Genomic DNA, 24722 nt, shown 5'->3' on the forward strand with positions numbered 1-24722 from the left:
AGGACCTCGGGTCAAAGAATGTAGGTTTGTTAAACGGTTTGTGTAGGACAACGGAGTTTCGTTATCAGAAACCGGCGTTCCACCCGCCACCCAATGCCTTGTACAGCGCAATGCTGGCTTGTAGACGCGATAACCGCAGTTGCACAGTCAAGTCTTGCGCCGCGTACAGCGTGCGTTGGTTTTCGAGCACCGTCAGCAAGTCTTCCGCACCGGCCTGGTAACGGCTTTCGGCGATCCGGAAGGCGGTCTGGGCCTGTTGCAGTTCTTCGCTTTGCCAATCGCGCTGCTGATCCAGGCGCGTGATGTTGCTCAGGGACTTTTCCACGTCGGCAAAGCCGTTGATGATTGCGCCGCGATAAGTCTGCAGCAGCTCATCCTGACGGGCACTGGCCTTGTCGCGTTCGGCGCTTAAACGGCCATTGTTGAAGATCGGCGCCACCAGGCCCGAGGTCAGGCTGTAGTACGGGCTGCGCAGCAGTTCCTCGGCCTTGTAGGACCCCGAGCCCAGCGTGGCGCCCAAGGTCACCGTGGGCAGCATCGCCGCACGGGCCACCGTGACATCGGCACTGGCCGCCGCAAGCTGCGCTTCGGCCTGGGCCAGGTCGGGGCGGCGGCTCAGCAGTTGGCTGGGCACGCCCGGGCCAATGGTCGGCCAGGTCAGCGCCTGGAACGACTCGGCGCCCAGGTTCAACGCTTGCACGGGCTGGCCGAGGAGGGCGGCGAGGGTGATCAGCGATTCTTCGGCCACTTGTTGAATCAGCGGCAGTTGCCGTTGCTGGCTCGCCACCAGACTCTTCTGTTGCGCCAGTTCCAGGGCCGTGGCCGAGCCGGCGTCGTAGCGGGTCTGGACCAGGTCGAGCACATTGCGCGCATTCGCCAGGTTCAGCTCGGCGATCTGTTGGCGCTGGCGCGCGGCGAGGGTTTGCGCATAGCGGTCGGCGACGTTGCTGAGCAGCGTCAGCTCCACAGTGGCCTGGTCGAACTCACTGGCACGCAGGCTCTGCAGGGCACTGTCACGGGCGGCAGCACGGCCGCCCCAGAAATCCACTTCGTAGCTGGCGGTGAGGTCGGCGTCGAAGCTGTCGACGGTTTTATTACTTTCTGTAGCGTCCAGGGAAGAATTGCCGCTGCCGCGCAGCAGCTTTTCGCGGCTGGCGGTGAGGTTGAAATTCACCTCGGGCAACAACGGCGCACCGGCAATCACCGCGCTGGCCTGGGCCTGGCGCACGCGCGCCATGGCGGCCGCCACGTCATAACTGTCGCGCCGGGCCTGGTCGATCAGGCGGTTGAGTTGCGGGCTGCCAAATTGCGTCCACCAACGCTGGTTGGTCGCTTGCGTGGCCTGTCGCTCGGCGTATTGCCACGCGGCGGGCGGCGCGATGCCGCTGTCGACCTGGGGCGGGTGGCCGGTGCAGGCGTTGAGCAACAGGCACAGGCTGAGCACGGACAGGTGCGGTGGAATGCATCGTTTATTCACTGGTCAACGCCTTAACCGGATCGAGCCGGGCAGCTTTACGGGCCGGCATAAAGCCGAATACGACACCGGTGACCAACGCACAGCCAAACGCGCCAAACACCGCCAACAAGGAAAATTGCACCGCCACCTCGGCCAGCACCAGCACGCCGCCGACCAGCAGCGCCAGAGCGATGCCGAACAGCCCGCCGACCACCGAAAGCATCACCGCCTCGGTGAGGAACTGGCGCAGGATGTCGCGCTGACGCGCACCGGTGGCCATGCGGATACCAATCTCGCGCGTCCGCTCGCGCACGGTCATCAGCATGATGTTCATCACGCCGATACCGCCCACCAGCAGGGAAATCGCGGCAATCGAGCCGAGCATCAACGACAAGGTGTTCTGCGTGCGCGCCTCGGCCTGGATCATTGCCGCGTTGTTGGTCAACTGGTAGTCGCGCTTGCCGTTGTGCAGCTTGAGCATCAACTGGTCGATGGCCAGTTCGGCCTCATGCACCTTGCGCGCATCGGCGGCGGCAATTGCCACGTATTCGGGGTTGTAGGTGCCGAACAGGCGCACGCTGGCGGCGGTGTAGGGAATGGCGACACGGTCATCGCTGTCTTTGTTGCCGGAACTGGAGCCTTTTTCAGCCAGCACACCGATGACCTGGAAAGGCACGTTCTCGATCAGGATGTATTGGCCGATCGGGGTGGCGACGTTCTTGAACAGCTTCTCGCGGATACGGTGGCCGATCACTGCGACGGTGGCCCCGGCGTGCTCGTCAGCCTCGGTGAAGTAGCTGCCCTCGACCACCGGCCAGTTGAAGATTTCCGGGAAGTTGACGTCGTTGCCGCCCACGTAGGCGAGGTAATCCAGATTGCCGAAGCGTACACCCGCGTCGCTGCCATTGACCGGCATGATGCGCTTGACCTGGGGCAGCGCCGCCAGGGCCGCGACATCGTTGAGGGTGACGATGCCCAGCGGCGTGCGCGGGTTGGGCGAGGAACCACTCAGGTAAATGATGTTGGAGCCGAACGCGCCCATCTGCGCCATGACCTGTCGCTTGCTGCCTTCGCCCACCGCCAGCATCACCACCACCGACGCCACGCCGATGATGATGCCCAGCAGTGTCAGCGCGGTGCGGAAGCGGTTGATCCACATCACCCGCCAGGCCGCTTGCACGGCGTCCACCAGTTCGGCTTTCCAGGCACCGTTGTGTTCGGCACCGTCGGCCAGGCGCTGGCGCAGGTCCACGGCTTGCAGCGCGCCGCTGTGGGCGGTGGCGGGCACGTGGGTATCGCGGGTTGCCGAGTCACTGATGATCAGGCCATCACGGATCTCGATGATGCGGTTGGCACGCGCCGCCACTTCGCGGTCGTGGGTAATCAGAATGACCACGTGGCCCTGGCCCGCCAGTTCATCCAGCAGCGCCATCACCTCGGCGCCGCTGTGGCTGTCGAGGGCGCCGGTGGGTTCGTCGGCGAGGATGATATGCCCGCCGTTCATCAGGGCGCGGGCAATGGACACGCGTTGTTGCTGGCCACCGGAGAGCTGGTGCGGGCGGTTGCCGGTGCGGTCGGCCAGGCCCAGGCGGGTCAGCAGCGCCTTGGCGCGGGCGTGCCGTTCGGCGGCGCTGATGCCGGCATAGATCGCCGGCATTTCGACGTTTTCCTGAGCCGAGCCCGACGGGATCAAGTGGTAGCCCTGGAACACGAAACCAAAGGCTTCGCGGCGCAGCCAGGCCAGTTCGTCGCTGTCCAGGTGCGCGACGTTTTCGCCGGCGAACAGATAGTCGCCCTCGGTGGGGCGATCAAGGCAGCCGAGAATGTTCATCAGCGTGGATTTGCCGGAGCCCGACGCGCCGACGATGGCGACGAATTCCCCGGCATGGATCGACAGGTCGATCCCGCGCAACACGTCGACCTGCGGGCTGTCGCCGCCGCCGTAGGATTTGCGGATGTTCTTGAGTTCGATCAGCGGCGTGGTCAAGTCAACCCCCGTTGCCATCGACCGGGCCGATCAGCAGGTGATCGCCTTCGTTCAAGCCCTCAAGCACTTCGACCCGCAGGCGGTCGCTGATACCCAGGCGCACCGGGCGCTCCTCGATGTCGCCGTTTTTGGCCACCACCCGCGCGAACGGCCGGTCGGGGCCGTGGCTGCCCAGCAAGGCCGCCACGGGGGCGGTGAGTACGTCCTTGACCTGACTGGCAACGAAAAACACCTGGGTGGTCATTTCGGCCATCAGTGCATTGTCGGCGTTGTCCACATCCAGCAGCACGGTGTAGAGCACCACGCGGCCACTGCCGCTTTTGCTGGCGCTGCTGGGGCTACCACTGCCCTGGCTGGTTTCATTCAGCGGCTTGGGCGGTATCGGCAAGATCTGGCGCACGGTGCTGGTCCAGCGCCGGCTGCCACCGGCGAGGGTGGTGAAATAGGCGGTCATGCCCGGTTTGACGTGGCCTATGTCGGCTTCGGAGACTTCGGCCCACACGGTCATCGGCGATAACTTGGCGATGCGCAGGATCAGCGGCGTCTGTTGCTGGGCGTTGAGGGTCTGGCCGACCCGTGCGTCCACCGCCACCACGGTGCCGCTCATGGGCGCGTAGATGCGGGTATAGCCCAATTCCGCCTCGTCGCTGCGCAGGCTGGCCTGGGCCTGGCGGATCTGTGCCTGGAACATCTCGACCCGGGCCTGGGTGGCACTCAGTTCGGCCTTGGCGGTTTGCACGTCTTCCTCGCGGGTGGCGTTGCCGGCGGCCAGGCGCTGTTGACGCTGGTATTTCTGGCGCGCGAGTTCGTGCTGGGCCTTCTGTTCCTGCAGCTGGGCCTTGAGATTTTCGATGGAATAGCGGCTGGCGTCGAGTTTGGCTTGTTGCGTGGAAGGGTCGATTTCCACCAGCAACTGGCCTTCCTTGACCTGATCCCCGGCCTCGACATGAATCTCGCGGATCTGCCCGGATGCCTGGGCGCCGACGTCGACATACCGGCGCGGTTGCAGCGTACCCAGCGCCGTGACGCTGTTTTCAATATTGCCGCGGGTGACGGTGACAGTGGACAGCGTATCGCGGCCGGGCGGCAGCACCTGCCAGGCGGCCACCGCAAGGATGGGGATCAGGCACGCGACAGCGAGCAGGGCGCGTCGAGCGGGGCGAGGGCGTTTCATGCGTTGGTTCCAGCCAGGAAGTGAGGGCCGCAGTTGCGGGGGGCTGAGTGTTATACGAGAAAATTGCTCGCAGATTTAGGCGTTTACATACACGGAAACAGCTCTATGGAATAAAAAACTCGCGCATTGATGCAAGACTTCTTTAAAAGTAGATGAGAATTACTATAAATTGCACGCACTCAAACTGCCATCATCCATGGCCTGTCTTCTTTAGTACTCAAGGATTTGATGCCGTCGCCCCTGACGGCCGGGAGTCATGGTGGAAAACTACTATCGCGAGCTGGTGTGTTTCCTCAACGCCAAGCTGGGCAACCGTCAGGTGGCCGAGGATGTGGTGCATGACGCTTATGTCCGAGTGCTGGAGCGCTCCAGTGACACGCCGATCGAACAACCGCGTGCGTTTTTGTATCGCACCGCGCTGAACCTGGTAATCGACGGTCATCGGCGTAACGCCTTGCGCCAGTCCGAACCCCTGGACGTGCTGGACACCGAAGAGCGTTTCGCCACCAGTTCGCCGCATGCCTGCCACGATCAGGACCAGCGCCTTGAAATGCTTGAGCGTGCCCTGGCCGAGCTGCCGGCCACGTGCCGCGACAGCTTCCTGCTGCGCAAACTCGACGGCCTGTCCCACCCGCAAATCGCCGAACGCCTGAGTATTTCCCGCAGCCTGGTGGAAAAACACATCGTCAACGCCATGAAGCATTGCCGGGTGCGCATGCGCGAGTGGGACGCGCACTGATCAATGATCAGTTAAATTTTATTTCACTGTCCTCGTTTCCTATCAACACATGACCTGTTGTGCAGGTCTTGAAGGTATTCCCGCCCCACCGCCAAGGGGCTTATCCAGAGGACACTGGAATGACACAGGCAATTGCTTCGCCCGCGGTTCACGACCTGATCGGTATCGGTTTCGGCCCTTCGAACCTGGCGTTGGCCATCGCCCTGCAGGAGCGCGAAAAAGCCCAGGGCAAACTGGACGTGCTGTTTCTCGACAAACAGGCCGATTACCGTTGGCACGGCAATACCCTGGTGACCCAGAGCGAACTGCAGATTTCGTTCCTCAAGGACCTGGTGACCTTGCGCAACCCCACCAGCCCTTATTCCTTCGTCAACTACCTCAAGGCCCACGACCGCCTGGTGGATTTCATCAACCTGGGCACGTTTTACCCGTGCCGCATGGAGTACAACGACTACCTGCGCTGGGTCGCGGGGCAGTTCCAGGCCCAGGCGCGCTACGGCGAGGAAGTGCTGGCCATCGAGCCGATCCTGCAACAGCAACACGTTGAAGCACTGCGCGTGATCTCCCGTGACGCGCTGGGCGAACAGCATGTGCGTACCACCCGTTCGGTGGTGGTCAGTGCCGGTGGCACGCCGCGTGTGCCTGAGGCGTTCAAGGCTCTCAAGGATGATGGCCGCGTGTTCCACCACTCCCAATACCTGGCACGCATGGCCCAGCAGCCGTGTGTTGAAGGCAAGGCGATGCGCATTGCGATCATCGGCGGTGGGCAAAGCGCGGCTGAAGCCTTTATCGACTTGAACGACAGTTTCCCGTCGGTGCAGGTCGACATGATCCTGCGCGGTTCGGCGCTCAAGCCCGCCGACGACAGCCCGTTCGTCAACGAAGTGTTCTCACCGGCGTTTACCGACCTGGTGTTCCAGCAGGTCGGCGCCGAGCGCGAACGCCTGGTGGCCGAGTACCAGAACACCAACTATTCGGTGGTTGACCTGGACCTGATCGAGCGCATCTACGGCATTTTCTATCGCCAGAAAGTCTCCGGTGTCGCCCGCCAGGCGTTCCGCACCATGACCGTGGTCGAGAAAGCCAGCGCCAGCCCGCTGGGCATCGAACTGTCTTTGCGCAACAACGCCAGCGGCGAAACCAGCGTCAGCCATTACGACGCGGTGATCCTGGCCACCGGTTACGAGCGCCAGATGCACCGCGAACTGCTCGCGCCGCTGGAAGCCTATATGGGCGACTTCGAGGTGGCGCGCGACTACCGCATCGTCACCGACGAGCGCTGCAAGGCCGGCATTTATATCCAGGGCTTCAGCCAGGCCAGCCATGGCTTGAGCGATACCTTGCTGTCGGTACTGCCGATTCGGGCGGACGAGATCGCGGCGTCGTTGTATGAAAACGATCGCCATCGGGGCAAAGCACGCTCGGTGCAGGACCTGCTCCTTGCGACTGCGAGCTGATCGGGCACAGTCCTACAGACGGCACTGGCGCCAAGGTTGAGCTACTGGTACTGTACAAAAAACCAGTATCGGTAGCTCTCCATGCAGTTGATCGAAAAACTCAGTATCCTCGCCGACGCCGCAAAGTACGACGCTTCCTGCGCCAGCAGTGGCGCGCCCAAGCGCAGTTCCGAGGGCAAGGCCGGGCTGGGTTCCACCGACGGCATGGGCATCTGTCACAGTTACACGCCTGACGGCCGTTGCGTGTCGTTGCTCAAGGTGTTGCTGACCAATTTCTGTCTTTACGACTGCCAATACTGCGTCAACCGCCGCTCCAGCGACGTGCCGCGTGCGCGTTTCAGCCCGGAGGAGGTGGTCACCCTGACGCTGGATTTCTACCGGCGCAATTGCGTCAGCGGGCTGTTTCTCAGTTCCGGCATTATTCGCTCGGCCGACTACACCATGGAGCAACTGGTCAGGGTCGCCAAGCTGTTACGCGAAGAGCATGATTTTCGCGGCTATATCCACCTCAAGACCATTCCCGAAGCCGACCCGGCACTGATCGCCGAGGCCGGGCGCTATGCCGATCGGCTCAGCGTGAACATCGAGTTACCCACCGATGCCAGCCTGCAAACCCTGGCGCCGGAGAAGCAGATCGTTTCGATCAAACAGGCGATGCAAACCATCTACACCGGTGAACAAACCGTGCTTAACGAGCCGCGCGCGCCGCGTTTCGCGCCGGCCGGGCAGAGCACGCAGATGATCGTCGGCGCCGATGAAACCGACGACAGCACCATCCTGCACGGCGCCGAGGCGCTGTACGGCAACTTCAAGTTGCGCCGCGTCTATTATTCGGCGTTCAGCCCCATCCCCAACAGCCCGAAAAGCGTGCCCCTGGCGGCGCCGCCGCTGATGCGCGAGCACCGTTTGTATCAGGCAGATTTTCTGTTGCGCAGTTACGGTTTCAGCGCCAACGAGCTGTTTGAAGGCCCCGGTCACCTGGCGCTGGACATCGACCCCAAGCTGGCCTGGGCGCTGGAGCATCGCGAGGTGTTTCCGCTGGACTTGAATCGCGCCGAACCCACGTTGATTGCGCGCATCCCCGGCATCGGCCTGCGCACTACTCAACGCCTGGTGGACCTGCGCCGCGAACGCAAGATCCGTTTCGAAGACCTGGCGCGCATGCGCTGCGTGCTGGCCAAGGCCAAGCCATTTTTCATCACCAGCGACTACCACCCACAACAGGCCGACACCACCAGCGTGTTGTTGCGCGAGCAACTGCGCGACCGCCCGCAGCCTCAGCAAATGGGGCTGTGGGGATGATCAGCCTGGAATGCGACAACCTGTTCAGCACCTGGCGCGAACAGGCGCGCTGGCTGCTCAGCCATCAGGTTGACCCCAGTCAGGTGAGCTGGGGCGAGGCCGAGGTGGCGGACCTGTTTGCCACTGACGAGCCGATTCCTGAGCAGCTTGGGCCGTTCCAGGCGCGAATTCCCAAGGCGCTGTTGGCGCTGTTGGAATCGGCCGCCTGCTATCACGGCGATCAGCGTTGGAGCTTGCTCTACGAAGTGCTGTGGCGTGTCAGTCATGGCGACCGTACCGCCATGCTGGCCGGGGACAAGCTGGGCAGTGAGTTGCAACGGCGGATCAAGCAGGTCAGTCGCGAAGCTCATCACCTGCACGCATTTGTGCGGTTTATCGCGCTGCCCCCAGAGGCCGGGCCGGAGTTACCGGAGTACGTGGCCTGGCATGAGCCGGCCCATGACATATTGAAATCAGCCAGTCAGCACTTTATCGGGCGCATGGGCCGCCATCGCTGGATGATCGCCACGCCGCTGGATGGGGTCTATTACGACGGTCAGCAGTTGATTCATCAACGTGAATGCCCCGAAGCCTGGCAGCAACTGGCGCAAAAGGTCGAAGACCCTCACAGCGCCATGTGGCTGACTTACTACAGCCATATCTTCAACCCGGCGCGCTTGAACCCCAAGGTGATGGAAGGACATTTGCCCAGTCGATTCTGGAAGAACCTGCCGGAGGGAAAGTTGATTCCGGGGTTGATCAGCGAGGCGCGGACGGGCAAGCAGCGCGATGGGCAGGCAAAGCTGATTGGTACCAAGCCGGGCAAGCGTATTTCCAGCGGGCACGGTTAAAAAGGCGAGAGCGGGCTGGTTCCCGATAGCGGTGTGTCAGTCACCGAATGCATCGCCAGACACGCCCTTATCGGGAGCAAGCTCCCTCCCACTGTTGATTTAGTGGGCGCTGGCTTGCCGGCGATGGCCGTGTATCAGTGCCAACTGTACTAACAGATAGATCGCTATCGCAGGCAACCCAGCTCCCACATTAGTATGGCGGTGCTAATGAAATCTGTTTTCAGCCAGGAGCAGTCATGTCTACCGCCGTTCGTCTCGCCCAGGCAGCCGATGCCGAGGGGATCAGCCAGGTCATCCTGGCGGCCTTACACAGCAGCAATGCGCGGGATTACCCGGCGGATGTGATCGCTCGCGTGGCGAGCAATTTTACCCCTGACGCCGTGCTGGCCTTGCTCCAGCGTCGGGTTGTGCTGGTGGCGGTGCAGGGGCAGGTGATCGTCGCCACTGCGGCGCTGGATGCCAATGTGGTGCGCTCGGTATTCGTCAACCCGGCATTGCAGGGGCAGGGCATTGGCCGGTTGCTGATGATTGAGATCGAACTGCGTGCGCGAGAGGCCGGGGTGACGGTCTTGAGCGTGCCGTCTTCGCTGACCGCCGAGCCGTTCTACACCAAGATGGGTTTCCATACGGTGCGCGATGTCTACCACGGTAACGAGCGCACGCTGGTGATGGAGAAAGCACTGTTATCCCGCCACCCCATCGGGCCGTATCGCGACCGTCAGCACCGTGCGCAAGTGGTGGCTTTGTGGCAGCAGGCGTTCGGGTACGACACCGCGCACAACCTGCCGACGGTGGCGATTGATAAGAAGCTGGCGGTCAACGATGGGTTGTTTTTTGTGGCCACGGATAAAAAGGCTGTGATCGGCAGCATTCTGGCCGGTTACGACGGGCATCGTGGTTGGCTGTATTCGGTGGCGGTGCACAGCGATTATCGCCGGCAGGGCCTGGGGGCTTCGTTGGTGCGGTATGCCGAACAGGCGCTGACTGCACTGGGGTGCATGAAGATCAATTTGCAGATTACGGGCGGCAATGATGCGGTGGTGGGGTTTTATGAGGCGCTGGGGTATGGGGTGGAGCCGAGGATCAGTATGGGCAAGAAGGTCGCCGTGAATATCCCGCCGCAATCCTGAAAACACCGTAACGCAAATGTGGGAGCTGGCTTGCCCGCGATGGCGGTCTATCAGTCAACTTATTCAGTCACTGATAGACCACTATCGCAGGCAAGCCAGCTCCCACATGGGTTTTGTGGTGTTGCTGGCTTTTGGGCTTAGACCTTGACGATCCAGCCTTCTGGCGCCTCGACGTCGCCGGTTTGCACGCCGGTCAGCTCTTTGTAGAGCTGCTGGGTGATCGGGCCGACTTCGGTTTCGCTGTGGAACACGTGCAGCTTGCCGTTGTACTGGATGCCGCCGATCGGCGAGATCACGGCGGCTGTGCCGCAGGCACCGGCTTCCTTGAACTGATCCAGTTTGTCGATGAACACTTCGCCCTCAACCACTTTCAGGCCCAGGCGCGACTGTGCCAGCTCGATCAGCGACAGGCGGGTAATGCCTGGCAGCACCGAAGGCGACTTCGGCGTGATGAACTGGTTGTCGTGGGTGATCCCGAAGAAGTTGGCTGAGCCGACTTCTTCGATCTTCGAGTGGGTCATGGGGTCCAGGTAGATCGCATCGGCGAAACCGGATTTTTTCGCTTCGGCACCCGGCATCAGGCTGGCAGCGTAGTTGCCACCCACTTTGGCGGCGCCGGTGCCTTGTGGGGCGGCGCGGTCGAAAGTGGAGATTTGGAAGTTGTGCGGCACCAGGCCGCCTTTGAAGTAGGCACCGACCGGGATCGCGAAGACCGAGAAGATGAACTCCGGCGCGGTACGCACGCCGATGTTGTCACCGGTACCGATCACGAACGGGCGCAGGTACAGCGCGCCGCCGCTGCCGTACGGCGGGATGAACCGTTCGTTGGCCTTGACCACTTGTTTGCACGCTTCGATGAAGTCTTCCGTCGACACGTGCGGCATCAGCAGGCGTGCACAGCTGCGCTGCATGCGCGCGGCGTTCTGGTCAGGGCGGAACAGGTTGATCGAACCGTCCTTGCAACGATAGGCCTTGAGGCCTTCAAAGCATTGCTGGCCATAGTGCAGGGCGGTGGAGCCCTCGCTGATGTGCAGCACGTTGTCGTCGGTCAGGGTGCCTTCTTGCCATTCGCCGTTTTTCCAGACCTGGAGAAACCGCTTGTCGGTCTTGATGTAGTCAAAACCCAGCTTGTCCCAATTGATGCTTTCGTTACCCATGACACCCTCTATCTCTGGTCAACCGCCTGGTCGAAGGCAGGCTTGTCGGTTTTTTTCTGGATGGGCGCAACAATACTGCATTATTGGCCGGTGTGGGAGCAGGTGGGTGGGCCGTTCAGCATGTGTGTGGGCTGATCCACCGTTATCGCAGGCAAGCCAGCTCCCACATTTGGAATGCATTCCCCTGTGGGAGCCGGGCTTGCCCGCGATAGCCTCACCGCGGATTTACAGGTGCAGCGCGTGGCCCAAGGCTCTTAAAGCCGCCTCTTGTACAGCTTCGCCGAGCGTCGGGTGAGCATGGATGGTGCCGGCCACATCTTCCAGACGCGCGCCCATTTCCAGGCTCAGGCCGAAGGCGGTGGACAGTTCGGAGACGCCCACGCCTACTGCCTGCCAGCCCACAATCAGGTGGTTGTCACGCCGCGCGACCACACGCACAAAGCCGGTTTTCGACTCCAGCGTCATCGCCCGGCCATTGGCCGCAAACGGGAAGCTCGACACGATGCAGTCCAGGCCCGCGGCCTTGGCTTCGTCCGGGGTCTTGCCGACCACCACCAGTTCCGGGTCGGTAAAGCACACGGCCGGGATCGCCGCCGGGTTGAATTCGCGGGATTTACCGCTGATCAGTTCGGCCACCATCTCGCCCTGAGCCATGGCGCGGTGGGCCAGCATCGGCTCGCCGCTCAGGTCGCCGATCGCCCAGACATTGCGCATGCTGGTCTGGCAACGGCTGTCGATCCTGATTGCCGAACCGTTCATGTCCAGGTTCAGCGCTTCCAGGTTCCAGCCCTGGGTATTGGGTTTGCGACCCACAGCCACCAGCACCTGATCGGTTTCCAGCGACAAGGTGTCGCCATTTGGATCGCGCACTTGCAGGCACTGGTTCTCAAAACCGGTGACGCTGTGCTTGAGGTACAGCTTCACGCCCAGTTGCTTGAGGGATTCGGCCACCGGCAATGTCAGCTCGGCGTCATAGGCGGGCAGGATATGTTCCTGCGCCTCGACCACACTGACCTCGGCGCCAAGCTTGCGGTAGGCAATGCCCAGCTCCAGACCGATATAGCCGCCACCCACCACAATCAGGCGCTTGGGCACATGCGTGGGCGCCAGGGCTTCGGTGGAGGAGATGATCGGCCCGCCAATCGGCAGCATCGGCAGGTTGACGCTTTTCGAGCCGGTGGCCAGCAGCAGGTGTTCGCAGTGGATACGCTGGTCACCGACGTCGATGGTCTTGCCGTCGACCACCTTGGCCCAGCCGTGAATCACCTGCACTTTGTGCTTTTTCAGCAGCGTGGCGACGCCCGTGGTCAGGCGATCGACAATGCCGTCTTTCCATTCCACGCTCTTGCGGATATCCAGCGTCGGCACGTCGACTTCGATGCCCAACTGCGAACCCTGGCTGTGGTGCACGGTTTGCTGAAATTGCTCAGCCACGTGAATCAAGGCTTTGGACGGAATGCAGCCGATGTTCAGGCAAGTACCGCCCAACGCCTGGCCTTCGACCAGGATGGTCGGGATGCCCAACTGGCCAGCGCGAATCGCCGCCACGTAACCGCCAGGGCCGCCACCGATGATCAGCAGCGTGGTGTGTAATGTCTGGGACATGCCTTACTCCAAAAACAGGCTGGCGGGTTGTTCGAGCAGGCCGCGAATGGCCTGGATGAATTGCGCCGCGTCCATGCCGTCGACCACGCGGTGATCAAAGGAGCTGGAGAGGTTCATCATTTTGCGAATCACGATCTGGCCCTTGATCACCATCGGCCGCTCGACGATGCGGTTGACGCCGACGATGGCCACTTCCGGCAGGTTCAGCACCGGCGTGCTGACGATACCGCCCAGCGCGCCCAGGCTGGTCAGGGTGATCGTCGAACCCGACAGCTCGTCACGACTGGCCTTGCCATTGCGCGCGGCGGTGGCCAAACGCGCGATTTCCTCGGCATTGCCCCACAGGCTGCGCGCTTCGGCGTGACGCACCACTGGCACCATCAGGCCGACGTCGCTCTGGGTGGCGACGCCCACATGCACCGCGCCAAGGCGGGTGATGACTTGGGCTTCGTCGTCGTACCGCGCGTTGATCTGCGGAAAATCGCGCAACGCCACGACCATGGCGCGCACGATAAACGGCAACAGGGTCAGCTTGCCGCGCGTGGCACCGTGCTTCTCGTTGAGGTGCACGCGCAACTCGTCGAGGGCGGTGACGTCGATTTCTTCTACATAGCTGAAATGCGCGGCGCGCCGGGTGGCGTCCTGCATGCGCTGAGCAATCTTGCGGCGCATGCCGATCACCGGGATTTGTTCTTCGTCGGTGCGTTCGGCGTAGGGGTTGGCAACGGCTTTATTTTGCGCCGGACGCTGGAGCAAGAAAGCCTCCAAATCTTCGTGCAGAATCCGGCCCGCCGGACCAGAGCCCTGCACCAGGCGTAGCTGGATGCCAGCATCCAGGGCATGTTTACGCACGGCAGGCGAAGCCAGTGGGCGTTCGTCAGCTTCACGGGCCACGTGTGCCTGAGCCGCAACCACGGGCGCGGGCTTGCTTGGCGCTGGCGCGGGTTTGGCGTCAGCAACCGGCGCAGGCGCAGGTGCAGCGTTTGCCGGGGCAGCCACCGCCGGCGCATCCTTGGCGTTACCCGCGCCTTCCACTTCAATGCTGATCAAAATACTGCCCACGGCCATGACTTCACCCGGCTCGCCGCCGAGGGAAATCACTTTGCCGTGCACCGGTGAGGGAATGTCCACCATCGCCTTGTCAGTCATCACATCCGCCAGCACCTGGTCTTCAACCACCAGGTCGCCGACCTTTACGTGCCATACCGACAGTTCAACTTCTGCGATGCCTTCGCCGATGTCCGGCATCTTGATAACGTGCGTGCCCATTCAGACCTCCATGACCCGTTTCAACGCCGCGCCCACACGGGACGGCCCTGGGAAATACGCCCACTCCTGCGCGTGCGGGTAGGGGGTGTCCCAGCCGGTGACGCGTTCGATCGGCGCTTCCAGGTGATGGAAGCAATGCTCTTGCACCAGCGACACCAGCTCGGCACCAAAGCCGCAGGTGCGGGTGGCTTCGTGCACCACCACGCAACGGCCGGTCTTTTTCACCGACTTGACGATGGTTTCCAAATCCAGCGGCCACAGGCTGCGCAGGTCGATAACCTCGGCGTCGATGCCGGTTTCTTCGGCGGCCACTTGCGACACATACACGGTGGTGCCGTAGGTCAGCACGGTGACGGCCGAGCCTGGACGCACGATGGCGGCCACGTCCAGTGGTACGGTGTAGTAACCGTCCGGAACTTGCGCTTGCGGGTGTTTCGACCACGGCGTTACCGGGCGGTCGTGGTGGCCGTCGAACGGGCCGTTGTACAGGCGTTTGGGCTCAAGGAAGATCACCGGGTCGTCGTTTTCGATCGAGGCAATCAGCAGGCCTTTGGCGTCATACGGGTTGGACGGCATCACCGTGCGCAGGCCGCAGACCTGGGTGAACACCGCTTCGATACTCTGGCTGTGGGTCTGGCCGCCGTAGATGCCGCCGCCGCAGGGCATGCGCATGGTCAGCGGCGCAGTGAACTGGCCGGCCGAGCGATAACGCAGGCGTGCAGCTTCGGAGATGATCTGGTCGGTCGCGGGGTAGACGTAGTCGGCGAACTGGATTTCTGCCACCGGGCGCAGCCCGTAGGCGCCCATGCCCACCGCCACACCGACGATGCCGCTTTCGGAGATCGGCGCGTCGAATACCCGCGAACTGCCGTACTTGTTCTGCAGACCTTCGGTGCAGCGGAACACGCCGCCGAAGTAACCGACGTCCTGGCCGAACACCACCACGTTATCGTCACGCTCAAGCATCACATCCATGGCCGAGCGCAAGGCCTGGATCATGGTCATGGTGGTGGTGGTCATGGCGGTTTCCACTTCGATACTGTTGTTGTGATCGTTCATGGTCAGATCCCCAACTCTTGACGCTGGCGCTTCAAGTGCTCCGGCATCTCTTTATAAACGTCTTCGAACATGGTCGCGGCGCTTGGAATCTGGCCACCGGCCAGGGTGCCGTACTGTTCGGCTTCTTTTTGCGCCTTGATCACTTCGGCCTCAAGTTCGGCACTGACCGCCGCGTGTTCCTCTTCGGACCACTGGCCAATCTTGATCAAGTGCTGCTTGAGGCGGGCAATCGGGTCGCCCAGCGGGAAGTGGCTCCAGTCGTCGGCGGGACGGTATTTGGACGGATCATCGGAGGTCGAGTGCGGGCCGGCGCGGTAGGTAACCCACTCGATCAGCGTTGGCCCCAGGTTGCGGCGCGCACGCTCGGCCGCCCAGGCGGAGGCGGCGTACACCGCGATAAAGTCGTTGCCGTCCACGCGCAGGGAGGCGATACCGCAACCGACGCCGCGTCCGGCGAAGGTGGTGGCTTCACCGCCAGCAATGGCCTGGAAGGTGGAAATGGCCCACTGGTTGTTGACCACGTTGAGAATCACTGGCGCACGGTAGACGTGGGCGAAGGTGAGGGCGGTGTGGAAGTCGGATTCGGCGGTGGCGCCGTCGCCGATCCAGGCCGAGGCAATTTTGGTGTCGCCCTTGATCGCCGAGGCCATGCCCCAGCCCACACCTTGTACGAATTGGGTGGCGAGGTTGCCGGAAATAGTAAAGAAGCCAGCGTCCTTGACCGAATACATGATGGGCAACTGACGGCCCTTGAGCGGGTCGCGCTCGTTGGACAGCAGTTGGCAGATCAGGTCCACCAGCGGCACTTCGCGCGCCATCAGGATGCTTTGCTGGCGATAGGTGGGGAAGCACATGTCGTCGATGTTCAAGGCCAGGGCCTGAGCGCTGCCGATGGCTTCTTCGCCAAGGCTTTGCATGTAGAACGACATTTTTTTCTGGCGCTGGGCGACGACCATGCGGTTGTCGAAGATCCGCGTCTTGAGCATGGCGCGCATGCCTTTGCGCAGGATCTCGACGGGAACGCCTTCGGCCCACGGGCCAAGGGCCTGGCCCTGGTCGTCGAGCACGCGAATCAGGCCCTTGGCCAGGTCGGCGGTGTCGGCGGGTTCTACGTCGATGGCGGGTTTGCGCACCAGGCCGGCGTCGGTCAGACGCAGGTAGGTAAAGTCGGTCTTGCAGCCTGGGCGGCCCGAGGGTTCGGGCACGTGCAGGCGCAGTGGTTCGTACTGCTGGGTCATGGCTTTCTACGCTCTATCTTGTGAATTTCTTGTAGTGGGCGCGCTAGCTGACAGTCCGTCTCCGGGTAGGAGAAATCTTGTCCTACAACAATCATAGGCGTGGCGTAGAAGAATATTTATCTCTGTTTCGTTGCGCTCGCGATCATTTGCGGATAAAAAAACTGCATAAACATAATAAACAGGTGATTTTGTCTCATGCGCAAACTGGACCGTACCGATATCGGCATTCTCAACGCCCTGCAGGAGAACGCGCGCATCACTAACGCCGACCTGGCCCGCTCGGTCAACCTGTCACCCACACCGTGTTTCAACCGGGTCAAGGCGATGGAAGAGTTGGGCCTGATTCGTGACCAGGTCACGCTGCTGGATGCCGATTTGCTTGGGCTGCACGTCAACGTGTTTATTCATGTGAGCCTGGAAAAGCAGAACGAGCTGGCGTTGCAGCAGTTCGAAGGCGCGATCTCGGACCGCCCGGAAGTGATGGAGTGTTACCTGATGGCCGGCGACCCGGACTACCTGATCCGGGTGCTGGTGCCGACGATCCAGTCGCTGGAGCGCTTCATGATGGACTTTCTGACCAAAGTGCCTGGCGTCGCGAATATCCGCTCAAGCTTTGCGCTCAAGCAAGTGCGCTACAAGACCGCGCTGCCTTTACCCGCCAATGGCATCAACCTCGGCACATGACCTCAGCCGCGCCGCTGTAAACATGTGGGAGCTGGCTTGCCTGCGATAGCGGTGGGTCAGCTGACAAATGGGTGTCAGCAATACCGCCATCGCAGGCAAGCCAGCTCCCACAGGGGGTTCGCGTCCTTACAGTTGGTTGAGTGGGATCTTCAGATAAACCACCCCATTCTCTTCGGCCGGCGGCATATGCCCCGCCCGCACATTCACCTGGATCGCCGGCAGCAACAACGTCGGCATGCCCAACCCCGCATCACGTTTCGTACGCATCGCTACAAACGCCGCCTCATCCACCCCGTCATGCACATGAATATTGCCCGCGCGCTGCTCGGCTACGGTAGTCAGGCATTTCGCCTGCCGCCCCTCAGGCGGGTAGTCATGACAGACGTACAACTGGGTTTCAGGTGCAAATGCCAAGAGCTTACGCATCGACCCATACAACTGCCGCGCATCGCCACCCGGGAAATCGCAGCGTGCCGTGCCCACATCGGGCATGAACAGCGTGTCACCCACCAGAATCAAGCGGTCGTCGATCAGGTAGGCCATGTCCGCCGGGGTATGCCCGGGTACATGCAGCGCCTGGGCCTTCAGGTTGCCGATATGAAAGACCTCATCCGGCGCAAACAAATGGTCGAACTGCGAGCCATCGACGCAAAATTCCGGCTCCAGGTTGAACAGGTTCTTGAACACGTCCTGGACCTTGCTGATCGACTGACCAATGGCGATCTTGCCGCCCAGCGTGCGGCGCAGGTACGGCGCGGCAGACAGGTGATCGGCATGCGCATGGGTTTCCAGCAGCCATTGCACCTGCAGGCCGTGCTCACGCACAAACGCGATGACTTTGTCGGCCTGGGTCGTGTCGGTGCGCCCGGAGGCCGGGTCGTAATTGAGCACCGAGTCGGCGATGGCACACGGGCCGCCGTCCGCTTCATAGATGACGTAGGTGAAGGTCGACGATGCCTCGTCCAGAAAAGCGTGAATCAACGCTGGCATGGCGGCTGTCCCTGTTGAGGAAGAAAAAAGTCGTTACAATCAGTTTACGTTTACACATAATGTTTTGAGCTTAAGTGACGTAAAGGACCCGAAGCAAATGGAATCTACTCTGAGTGAGGGCGAAGTCGCCCAGTTGCGCGCATCGGCGTCCAAGGCCTGCTCCTTGCTCAAGGCGTTGGCCAACGAGGACCGTTTGTTGATCCTGTGCCAGTTGACCCAGGGCGAGCGCAACGTGGGTGAACTGGAAGCGCTGACCGGCGTGCGCCAGCCCACGCTGTCTCAACAATTGGGCATCCTGCGTGACGAAGGGTTGGTCGCCACCCGTCGGGAAGGCAAATACATTTTCTACGGGCTGGCCAGCCATGAAGTGATTCAAGTGATGAAAACCCTGTCCGGGCTGTACTGCGGCGCGGTCATGAAAAGCTGGGCGTGACGCCATCCGGCAGCGACCCTTGTGTGCATGTAAAAGAAAGGCGATTGACCATGAATGACCAACACTGTGGCCCTACCATCAGTGGCGATATCGTAGTCATCGGCGGCGGTTCAGCGGGCATCGGCCTGCTGGCCAGCCTGCTCAAACGTGACCCGCACCTGAACATCACCCTGATCGAACCGAGCGAATATCACTGCTACCAGCCGGCCTGGACCCTGGTCGGCGGCGGCGCCTACGACGTCAAAAAGACCCGGCGCCCACTCGCCGACGTACTGCCCAATGGCGTCACCTGGGTGCAGGCCGCGGTCACCGAACTGCTGCCCGAGGCGCAGACCCTGGTGCTCGACAGCGGCCAGCGCGTCACCTGGAACAACCTGATCGTGTGCCCCGGCCTGCGCCTGGCCTGGGAAAAGGTCGAAGGCCTGCAAGACACCTTGGGCCAAAACAGCGTGACCTCCAATTACAGCTACGAGCACGCCGCCTACACCTGGCAGCTGGTGCAACAGCTCAAGGGCGGCAAGGCGATCTTTACCCAGCCGGCCATGCCGATCAAATGCGCAGGGGCGCCGCAAAAGGCGATGTATCTGTCTTGCGATCACTGGCTTAAACAAGGCCACCTGAAAAACATCGACGTCGAATTCGATCTCGCGGGCGCCGCGCTGTTTGGCGTCGCGACCTTTGTGCCGCCGTTGATGAAATACGTCGAAAAATACCATGCGCGCCTGGCGTTCAATTCCAACCTGGTCAAGGTCGATGGCCCGGCGCGCAAGGCCTGGTTTGAGGTGAAAGACGCGGCGGGCACGCTCACGGTTGAAGAGAAATCCTTCGACCTGCTGCACGTGGTCCCGCCGCAAGTCTCCCCGGACTTTATCCGCCAAAGCCCGCTGGCCGACGCCGGCGGCTGGTGCGAAGTGAACCCCCACAGCCTGCAACACCTGCGTTACCCACACGTCTTTGGCCTGGGCGATGTGTGCGGCACTACCAATGCCAAGACCGCCGCCGCTGTGCGCAAGCAGATCGTGGTGGTCGCTGAAAACCTGCTGGCCCTGCGCAAACAGGCGCCGCTGCCGCTCAAGTACGACGGCTATGGTTCCTGCCCACTGACGGTGGAGAAGGGCAAGGTGGTGCTGGCCGAGTTCGGCTACGGCGGCAAGCTGCTGCCGACCTTCCCACTGGACCCGACCCGGGCGCGCCGTTCGATGTGGTTTCTCAAGGCCACGCTGCTGCCGTGGTTCTACTGGAACGGCATGCTCAAGGGCCGCGAGTGGCTGACCCGTCTGAGCAAGGTGGATTAAATGCTGCTGGCAAGCGTGTTGGGCATGTTGATGGGCCTGGTCATGGGCCTCACGGGCGCGGGCGGCGGCATCCTTGGGGTGCCGGCGCTGGTATTGGGGTTGGGCTTGACGATGACCCAGGCGGCGCCGGTGTCATTGCTCGCGGTGGGCGCGGCGGCGGCGGTCGGCGCAATCGACGGCTTGCGCCATGGTCTGGTGCGTTACCGCGCGGCCTTATTGATCGCGTTGCTCGGCGCAGTGTTTTCGCCCCTGGGTGTATTTTTCGCCCATCAACTGCCGGAGCCCGTGCTGATGGGGCTGTTCAGCGCATTGATGGTGCTGGTGGCCTGGCGCATGTTGCAGCGCGAAAAGGTCGAGGCCGGGCCAAGTGACCATGGCGCCGCGTCGTGGGGCCAGAAGAACTGCATGCTTGATCAGCAGACCGGGCGCTTGGCCTGGACGGCCAAGTGCAGCGCCACGTTGGCCGCGCTGGGTGCGGTGACCGGTGCCGTGTCGGGTTTGCTTGGCGTGGGTGGCGGCTTTCTGATCGTGCCGGCGTTCAAGCAGCTCACCGATGTGCAAATGCGCGGCATCGTCGCCACCTCGTTGATGGTGATCAGCCTGATCTCGTTGATTGGCGTCGCGGGTGCGTTTCATGCCGGGGTGAGCATCGAGCCTGTGGGCTGGGTGTTTATCGGCGCGAGCATCGTCGGCATGCTGATTGGGCGGCGCCTGTGTTCGGTGATCAAGGCGCGCACCCTGCAAGTCGGCTTTGCCAGCCTGTGTGTGGTAGTGGCCGCCGGCATGCTGCTCAAGGCCGCGCTCTGACCTGAAGTTGAAACTGTCCAGAGACGCCACAATCCTGCGTGGCGAGCGGGCTTGCCCCGCGTTGGGCTGCGCAGCAGCCCCAGAAAGTCACCCCCAGTTCTCAAAAAAATCGCGTCGTCAGCATCAAGGGCCGCTTCGCGCCCCTACGCGGGGCAAGCCCGCTCGCCACGACAAGCCTGCTTCCCACCGTTTTGAGCGTGCCCGTTCAAGCGTTCAATTGCTGCCCTGACATGGCAAGATGCACGTCTCTCAGGTTTACTACTCCCTGAGTAATGGATTCACCGACCTTGCACGTCGGCTTATCAAGGCCACCGAATGGACAAATACACCCCCCACACCTGGCAGCCCCACGAGCGACCGAGCCTGCCCGGCTCGCCGTCGACGCCGCTGCACTCCACGCCCAAGCGCTGGTTGTTCGCGATGGTCGGCGTGCTGGTGGCAATCACTGGTGGGCTGGGCAACGCGCTGGTGATCGCCAACCTGCAATACCTGCAAGGCGCCTTGGGCGCGACCACCGCGGAGATGGCCTGGCTGCCCGCCGCCTATGTGATGACCAACGTGTGCATGAACCTGCTGCTGGTGAAGTTTCGCCAGCAGTTCGGCCTGCGCGCGTTTACCGAGGTGTTTCTGGTGCTGTATGCGCTGGTCACCTTCGGCCACTTGTTCGTCAACGACCTCAGCTCCGCCATCGCGGTGCGGGCGGCTCACGGTATGGTGGGCGCGGCGCTGAGTTCGCTGGGTTTGTACTACATGATCCAGGCGTTCCCGGCCAAGTGGCGCATGAAAGCCCTGGTGCTCGGACTGGGCACCGCGCAGCTGGCACTGCCGCTGGCGCGGTTGTTTTCTGAAGACCTGCTGCAAATTGCCGAGTGGCGCGGGCTGTACCTGTTCGAACTGGGCATGGCGCTGATCTGCCTGGGTTGCGTCTTCCTGCTCAAACTGCCGCCGGGCGATCGCTTCAAGACCTTTGAAAAACTCGACTTCCTCACCTTCGGCATCCTCGCCACCGGCGTGGCGCTGCTGTGCGCGGTGCTGTCGCTGGGGCGTATCGACTGGTGGCTGGAAGCCCCGTGGATCGGCGTGGCGTCGGCCTGTTCCCTGGTGCTGATCATGGCCGGCCTGGCCATCGAGCATAACCGCACCAACCCATTGCTGATGACCCGTTGGCTAGGCAGTGGGGTGATGATTCGCCTGGCCCTGGCCGTGGTATTGATTCGCATGGTGTTGTCGGAGCAATCCACTGGCGCCGTGGGCTTCATGCAAATGTTGAACATGAGCTACCAGCAGATGCACACGCTGTACGTGGTGATGCTGGCCGGGGCGATTGCCGGGCTGGTGGTCAGTGCGCTGACGATCAACCCGGCGCACCTGTTGATGCCCTTGATCATCTCCCTGGCGCTGATGGCCATCGGCTCGGTGATGGACAGCTTCTCAAGCAACCTGACCCGTCCACAGAACCTGTATATCAGCCAGTTCCTGCTAGGCTTTGGCGGCACCTTCTTTCTGGGGCCGACCATGGTGCTGGGCACGCGCAACGTGCTGACCAACCCGCGCAACCTGGTGAGTTTTTCGGTGATGTTCGGCATCTGCCAGAACCTTGGCGGCCTGATAGGCGCAGCGTTGCTGGGCACTTTCCAGATCGTGCGCGAGAAGTATCACTCCAGCATGATCGTCGAACACCTGACCTTACTGGACCCGCGTGTGGCTGCGCGGGTGCAGAGCGGCGGTTCGGCGTATGGCGGTGTCATCGCCGACCCGCAATTGCGCAACCTGATGGGCATTCGCAGCCTGGCCACGGCGGCCACGCGTGAGGCGAATGTGATGGCCTACAACGATGTGTTCATGTTGATTGCGATCATCGCGATTCTCACCATGCTCTGGATCTTCATCCGCAGTCTGTGGCTGATGAGCACCACCAAGGCAGCAGCCCCTCCCGTTCAACCCAGCGGCGTTACTTCATGACCGAAACAACCACGACCACCACCAACGCCATCGCCTCCACCCCGGAAGGCACCGCTCCACCGGGAGCAACCGCAACTGAGCCACGCTCACTGCGGGTGCGCATCATCTCATCGTTGGGCTTTGCCGCGATTGCCATCGTCGGCGTGCTGATCGTGCTGTATGCCTGGCAATTGCCGCCCTTCAGCAGCGCCGTGGAGAGCACTGAAAACGCACTGGTGCGCGGCCAGGTGACGATTATCGGCCCGCAACTGAGCGGCTATGTGTATGAAGTGCCGGTGCAGGACTTCCAGTTCGTCAAGGCCGGCGACCTGCTGGTGCGCCTGGATGATCGCATTTACAAGCAGCGCCTCGACCAGGCGCTGGCGCAACTGGCGGTGCAGAAAGCCTCGTTGGCCAACGTGGTGCAGCAACGCAACAGCGCCGAAGCCACCATCAAGCTGCGCCAGGCCGCGCTGGTCGACAGCCAGGCCCAGGCGCGTAAAAGTACCGCTGACTTGCGCCGTAACGAGGAGCTGATCAGCGATGGCTCGGTCTCCAAGCGTGAACTGGACGTGACGCGCGCCGCCAATGCCCAGACCATCGCCGCCGTGGCCCAGGCCCAGGCCAGCCTGGAAATCGCCCGGCAGGACCTGCAAACCGTGATCGTCAACCGCGGTTCACTGGAGGCCGCCGTGGCCAGCGCCGACGCCGCAGTGGAGCTGGCGCGCATCGACCTGTCCAACACCCGCATCCTCGCGCCGCGTGACGGCCAGCTCGGGCAGATCGGCGTACGCCTGGGCGCCTTCGTCAACTCCGGTGCGCAGTTGATGGCATTGGTGCCGCCCCAGCTGTGGGTGATCGCCAACATGAAAGAAACCCAGATGGACAATGTGCAGGTGGGCCAGCCGGTAACCTTCACGGTGGACGCGCTGAACCACCGCAAATTTCATGGCACGGTGCAGCACATTTCCCCGGCGACCGGCTCGGAATTCAGCCTGTTGCAGGCGGACAACGCCACCGGCAACTTTGTGAAGATCGCCCAGCGCGTGCCGGTGCGGATCACCGTTGACCCGGGTCAGGCCGAGAGCGAGCGCCTGCGGCCGGGGTTATCGGTGGTGGTGAGTATCGACACGGCGGGGCGCCTGAAAGACACCCCGCCCTGACACAGCACAGGTCACCCTGTGGACGCGGGCGCGCTCGCAAAAGCGCAGCGCCAGAAAAGCGCGTGGTTACCGACCCACCGCTTTCGCGAGCAAGCCCGCGTCCCCATGGGCACTGTATGTGAGGGTGAAATCGAGTTGGGTCGACTGGCCTTGCTCCAATAACCTCAGCCCCGGCCTGCCGGGCAGGTGATGCGCATTCACCGGATGGCTCACCGGCTCAATGCAAAAGAATGCCAACCCCGGCGGGCAATACAGCAGGAAGTAATCCGCCCCGGTCGCCCGGCATTCCAGGGTATAGCCCAAGGCCGGCTGCTCGATCCGGCAATGCCCGTCCCACTGGCAGAACCCATTGTCCACCAGGCCTTCGGGCAGGGTGTTCAATGCGCTGAAATCCCAGTCCTGTGGCACCGGCGCCAATCCTGTGGGCAGCTTTGAGGCATCACTCATCCACACCTGCTCAGCCTTGGCCTGCAACCGCGTGCCCGGCGTACGCGGCAAGTAAGGGTGCAAGCCCAAGCCATGCCACGCCGCCTGTTCGGCCAGATGCGTTACGCGCAACGCAATGCTCAGCTCACCGTCGCGCAAGGCAAAGCGCTGTTCGGCGTGATAGGCGAACGGCATGTCGCACCGCAGCGCCAGCACCACTTCATCCGCCGCCTGACTGACCACGTGCCACGCCTGTTGCCAGGCCGAACCGTGAATCGGCAACGGATCGGTCAGGCTGTTGGCTGTGAGTGCCAGCCAGCCGTCGGGGTTATCGAAACCGCCTTGGGCGATTCGGTTGGACCAGGGCGCCAACGGGTAGCACCCCAACTTGCCGGGTAAACCGGTATTTATCGCGTGCTCGTCACTGTGTCGCAACAACGGCTGCCCGGTGGCGCGCACCGTCCAATTGACGATGCTGCCACCCAGGGCCGGGGCCAGGGTGAGGTGGGTGAGTGGGTCGCTGAGCTCGATCAAGTCTGAGGGCATGGGGCGTCTCGCCGCATGAATGAACCAACACAGA

21 protein-coding genes are annotated in these 24722 nt (G+C 62.3%); 11 read left to right on the top strand and 10 right to left on the bottom strand.

Translation table 11 applies throughout. The features are described 5' to 3' along the window. Positions 1-64: 64 nt before the first annotated feature. From ACP7B3_RS27425 to ACP7B3_RS27435, 3 genes are read right to left on the bottom strand one after another with little or no spacing between them, the layout of a single operon-like run. Positions 65-1477 carry an efflux transporter outer membrane subunit gene (locus tag ACP7B3_RS27425; RefSeq protein ID WP_426182338.1) on the bottom strand — a complete coding sequence of 471 codons (1413 nt, stop codon included), beginning with the start codon at positions 1475-1477 and terminating at the stop codon, positions 65-67. Beyond that, positions 1470-3461 carry a MacB family efflux pump subunit gene (locus ACP7B3_RS27430; protein WP_426182341.1) on the bottom strand — a complete coding sequence of 664 codons (1992 nt, stop codon included), beginning with the start codon at positions 3459-3461 and terminating at the stop codon, positions 1470-1472. Before ACP7B3_RS27430 ends, ACP7B3_RS27425 begins: the two co-directional genes overlap by 8 nt. Beyond that, complete coding sequence (locus ACP7B3_RS27435) at positions 3445-4617, bottom strand: efflux RND transporter periplasmic adaptor subunit (protein WP_426182344.1); 1173 nt, start codon at positions 4615-4617, stop codon at positions 3445-3447. The genes ACP7B3_RS27430 and ACP7B3_RS27435 overlap by 17 nt, the downstream gene beginning before the upstream one ends. Positions 4618-4873: 256 nt before the next feature. On the opposite strand from ACP7B3_RS27435, the gene ACP7B3_RS27440 reads away from it, so the two are divergent. The 5 genes from ACP7B3_RS27440 to ACP7B3_RS27460 all read left to right on the top strand — a co-directional run bounded on the left by ACP7B3_RS27440 (position 4874) and on the right by ACP7B3_RS27460 (position 10075). Then, a complete protein-coding gene (locus tag ACP7B3_RS27440; RefSeq protein ID WP_145163719.1) occupies positions 4874-5356 on the top strand; it encodes a sigma-70 family RNA polymerase sigma factor in 483 nt (160 codons plus the stop codon). 119 nt (positions 5357-5475) lie between these two features. Then, on the top strand, positions 5476-6813 hold the full coding sequence (locus tag ACP7B3_RS27445) for a lysine N(6)-hydroxylase/L-ornithine N(5)-oxygenase family protein (protein ID WP_106578884.1): 1338 nt from the start codon (positions 5476-5478) through the stop codon (positions 6811-6813). 81 nt (positions 6814-6894) lie between these two features. Then, positions 6895-8115 (top strand): putative DNA modification/repair radical SAM protein, encoded by a 1221-nt coding sequence (locus ACP7B3_RS27450; protein ID WP_242199283.1) that lies wholly within the window; start codon positions 6895-6897, stop codon positions 8113-8115. Then, entirely contained in the window at positions 8112-8945 is an 834-nt protein-coding gene (locus tag ACP7B3_RS27455) for a TIGR03915 family putative DNA repair protein (RefSeq protein ID WP_426182348.1), read from the top strand. Before ACP7B3_RS27450 ends, ACP7B3_RS27455 begins: the two co-directional genes overlap by 4 nt. Positions 8946-9181: 236 nt before the next feature. Then, on the top strand, positions 9182-10075 hold the full coding sequence (locus tag ACP7B3_RS27460; protein WP_426182351.1) for a GNAT family acetyltransferase: 894 nt from the start codon (positions 9182-9184) through the stop codon (positions 10073-10075). A 137-nt stretch (positions 10076-10212) separates the two neighbouring features. Here the strand turns inward: ACP7B3_RS27460 and ACP7B3_RS27465 are convergent, their stop codons facing one another. The 5 genes from ACP7B3_RS27465 to ACP7B3_RS27485 all read right to left on the bottom strand — a co-directional run bounded on the left by ACP7B3_RS27465 (position 10213) and on the right by ACP7B3_RS27485 (position 16403). After that, the gene (locus ACP7B3_RS27465; RefSeq protein ID WP_145163725.1) at positions 10213-11232 is read right to left on the bottom strand and encodes a branched-chain amino acid aminotransferase; all 1020 of its coding nucleotides are present in this window, start codon (positions 11230-11232) and stop codon (positions 10213-10215) included. Between the two features lie 225 nt (positions 11233-11457). Then, complete coding sequence (gene lpdA / locus ACP7B3_RS27470; RefSeq protein WP_426182354.1) at positions 11458-12837, bottom strand: dihydrolipoyl dehydrogenase; 1380 nt, start codon at positions 12835-12837, stop codon at positions 11458-11460. Positions 12838-12840: 3 nt separating this feature from the next. Further along, positions 12841-14106 carry a dihydrolipoamide acetyltransferase family protein gene (locus tag ACP7B3_RS27475; protein ID WP_426182357.1) on the bottom strand — a complete coding sequence of 422 codons (1266 nt, stop codon included), beginning with the start codon at positions 14104-14106 and terminating at the stop codon, positions 12841-12843. Next, positions 14107-15165 (bottom strand): alpha-ketoacid dehydrogenase subunit beta, encoded by a 1059-nt coding sequence (locus tag ACP7B3_RS27480; protein ID WP_016974130.1) that lies wholly within the window; start codon positions 15163-15165, stop codon positions 14107-14109. It lies immediately after the preceding gene. A gap of 2 nt (positions 15166-15167) precedes the next feature. Then, positions 15168-16403: a 3-methyl-2-oxobutanoate dehydrogenase (2-methylpropanoyl-transferring) subunit alpha gene (locus ACP7B3_RS27485; RefSeq protein ID WP_426182360.1), complete on the bottom strand. Its 1236-nt coding sequence runs from the start codon at positions 16401-16403 to the stop codon at positions 15168-15170. Positions 16404-16598: 195 nt separating this feature from the next. Between ACP7B3_RS27485 and bkdR the strand changes: the two genes are divergently transcribed. Further along, positions 16599-17087, top strand: a complete 489-nt coding sequence (bkdR, locus tag ACP7B3_RS27490; RefSeq protein WP_078743488.1) for a Bkd operon transcriptional regulator BkdR — start codon at positions 16599-16601, stop codon at positions 17085-17087. A 126-nt stretch (positions 17088-17213) separates the two neighbouring features. On the opposite strand, the gene ACP7B3_RS27495 is transcribed toward bkdR, so the two are convergent. Continuing rightward, the gene (locus ACP7B3_RS27495) at positions 17214-18077 is read right to left on the bottom strand and encodes an MBL fold metallo-hydrolase (RefSeq protein WP_426182363.1); all 864 of its coding nucleotides are present in this window, start codon (positions 18075-18077) and stop codon (positions 17214-17216) included. 97 nt (positions 18078-18174) lie between these two features. Here ACP7B3_RS27495 and ACP7B3_RS27500 point away from each other — a divergent pair, with 97 nt between their 5' ends. The 5 genes from ACP7B3_RS27500 (at position 18175) to ACP7B3_RS27520 (ending at position 23716) form a co-directional block, all read left to right on the top strand. Then, the gene (locus tag ACP7B3_RS27500) at positions 18175-18510 is read left to right on the top strand and encodes an ArsR/SmtB family transcription factor (RefSeq protein WP_016974127.1); all 336 of its coding nucleotides are present in this window, start codon (positions 18175-18177) and stop codon (positions 18508-18510) included. A 50-nt stretch (positions 18511-18560) separates the two neighbouring features. Further along, on the top strand, positions 18561-19805 hold the full coding sequence (locus tag ACP7B3_RS27505; RefSeq protein WP_426182367.1) for an FAD-dependent oxidoreductase: 1245 nt from the start codon (positions 18561-18563) through the stop codon (positions 19803-19805). Continuing rightward, on the top strand, positions 19806-20612 hold the full coding sequence (locus tag ACP7B3_RS27510; RefSeq protein ID WP_242199296.1) for a sulfite exporter TauE/SafE family protein: 807 nt from the start codon (positions 19806-19808) through the stop codon (positions 20610-20612). A gap of 315 nt (positions 20613-20927) precedes the next feature. Next, positions 20928-22574, top strand: coding sequence for an MFS transporter (locus ACP7B3_RS27515; protein ID WP_262206076.1), 1647 nt, complete (start codon positions 20928-20930; stop codon positions 22572-22574). Then, complete coding sequence (locus tag ACP7B3_RS27520) at positions 22571-23716, top strand: HlyD family secretion protein (protein ID WP_426182372.1); 1146 nt, start codon at positions 22571-22573, stop codon at positions 23714-23716. The genes ACP7B3_RS27515 and ACP7B3_RS27520 overlap by 4 nt, the downstream gene beginning before the upstream one ends. 66 nt (positions 23717-23782) lie before the next feature. Here the strand turns inward: ACP7B3_RS27520 and ACP7B3_RS27525 are convergent, their stop codons facing one another. After that, a complete protein-coding gene (locus ACP7B3_RS27525) occupies positions 23783-24688 on the bottom strand; it encodes an aldose 1-epimerase (protein ID WP_426182375.1) in 906 nt (301 codons plus the stop codon). Positions 24689-24722: the final 34 nt, after the last annotated feature.

Source organism: Pseudomonas sp. TWRC1-2 (assembly GCF_049896685.1).
GTDB lineage: Bacteria > Pseudomonadota > Gammaproteobacteria > Pseudomonadales > Pseudomonadaceae > Aquipseudomonas.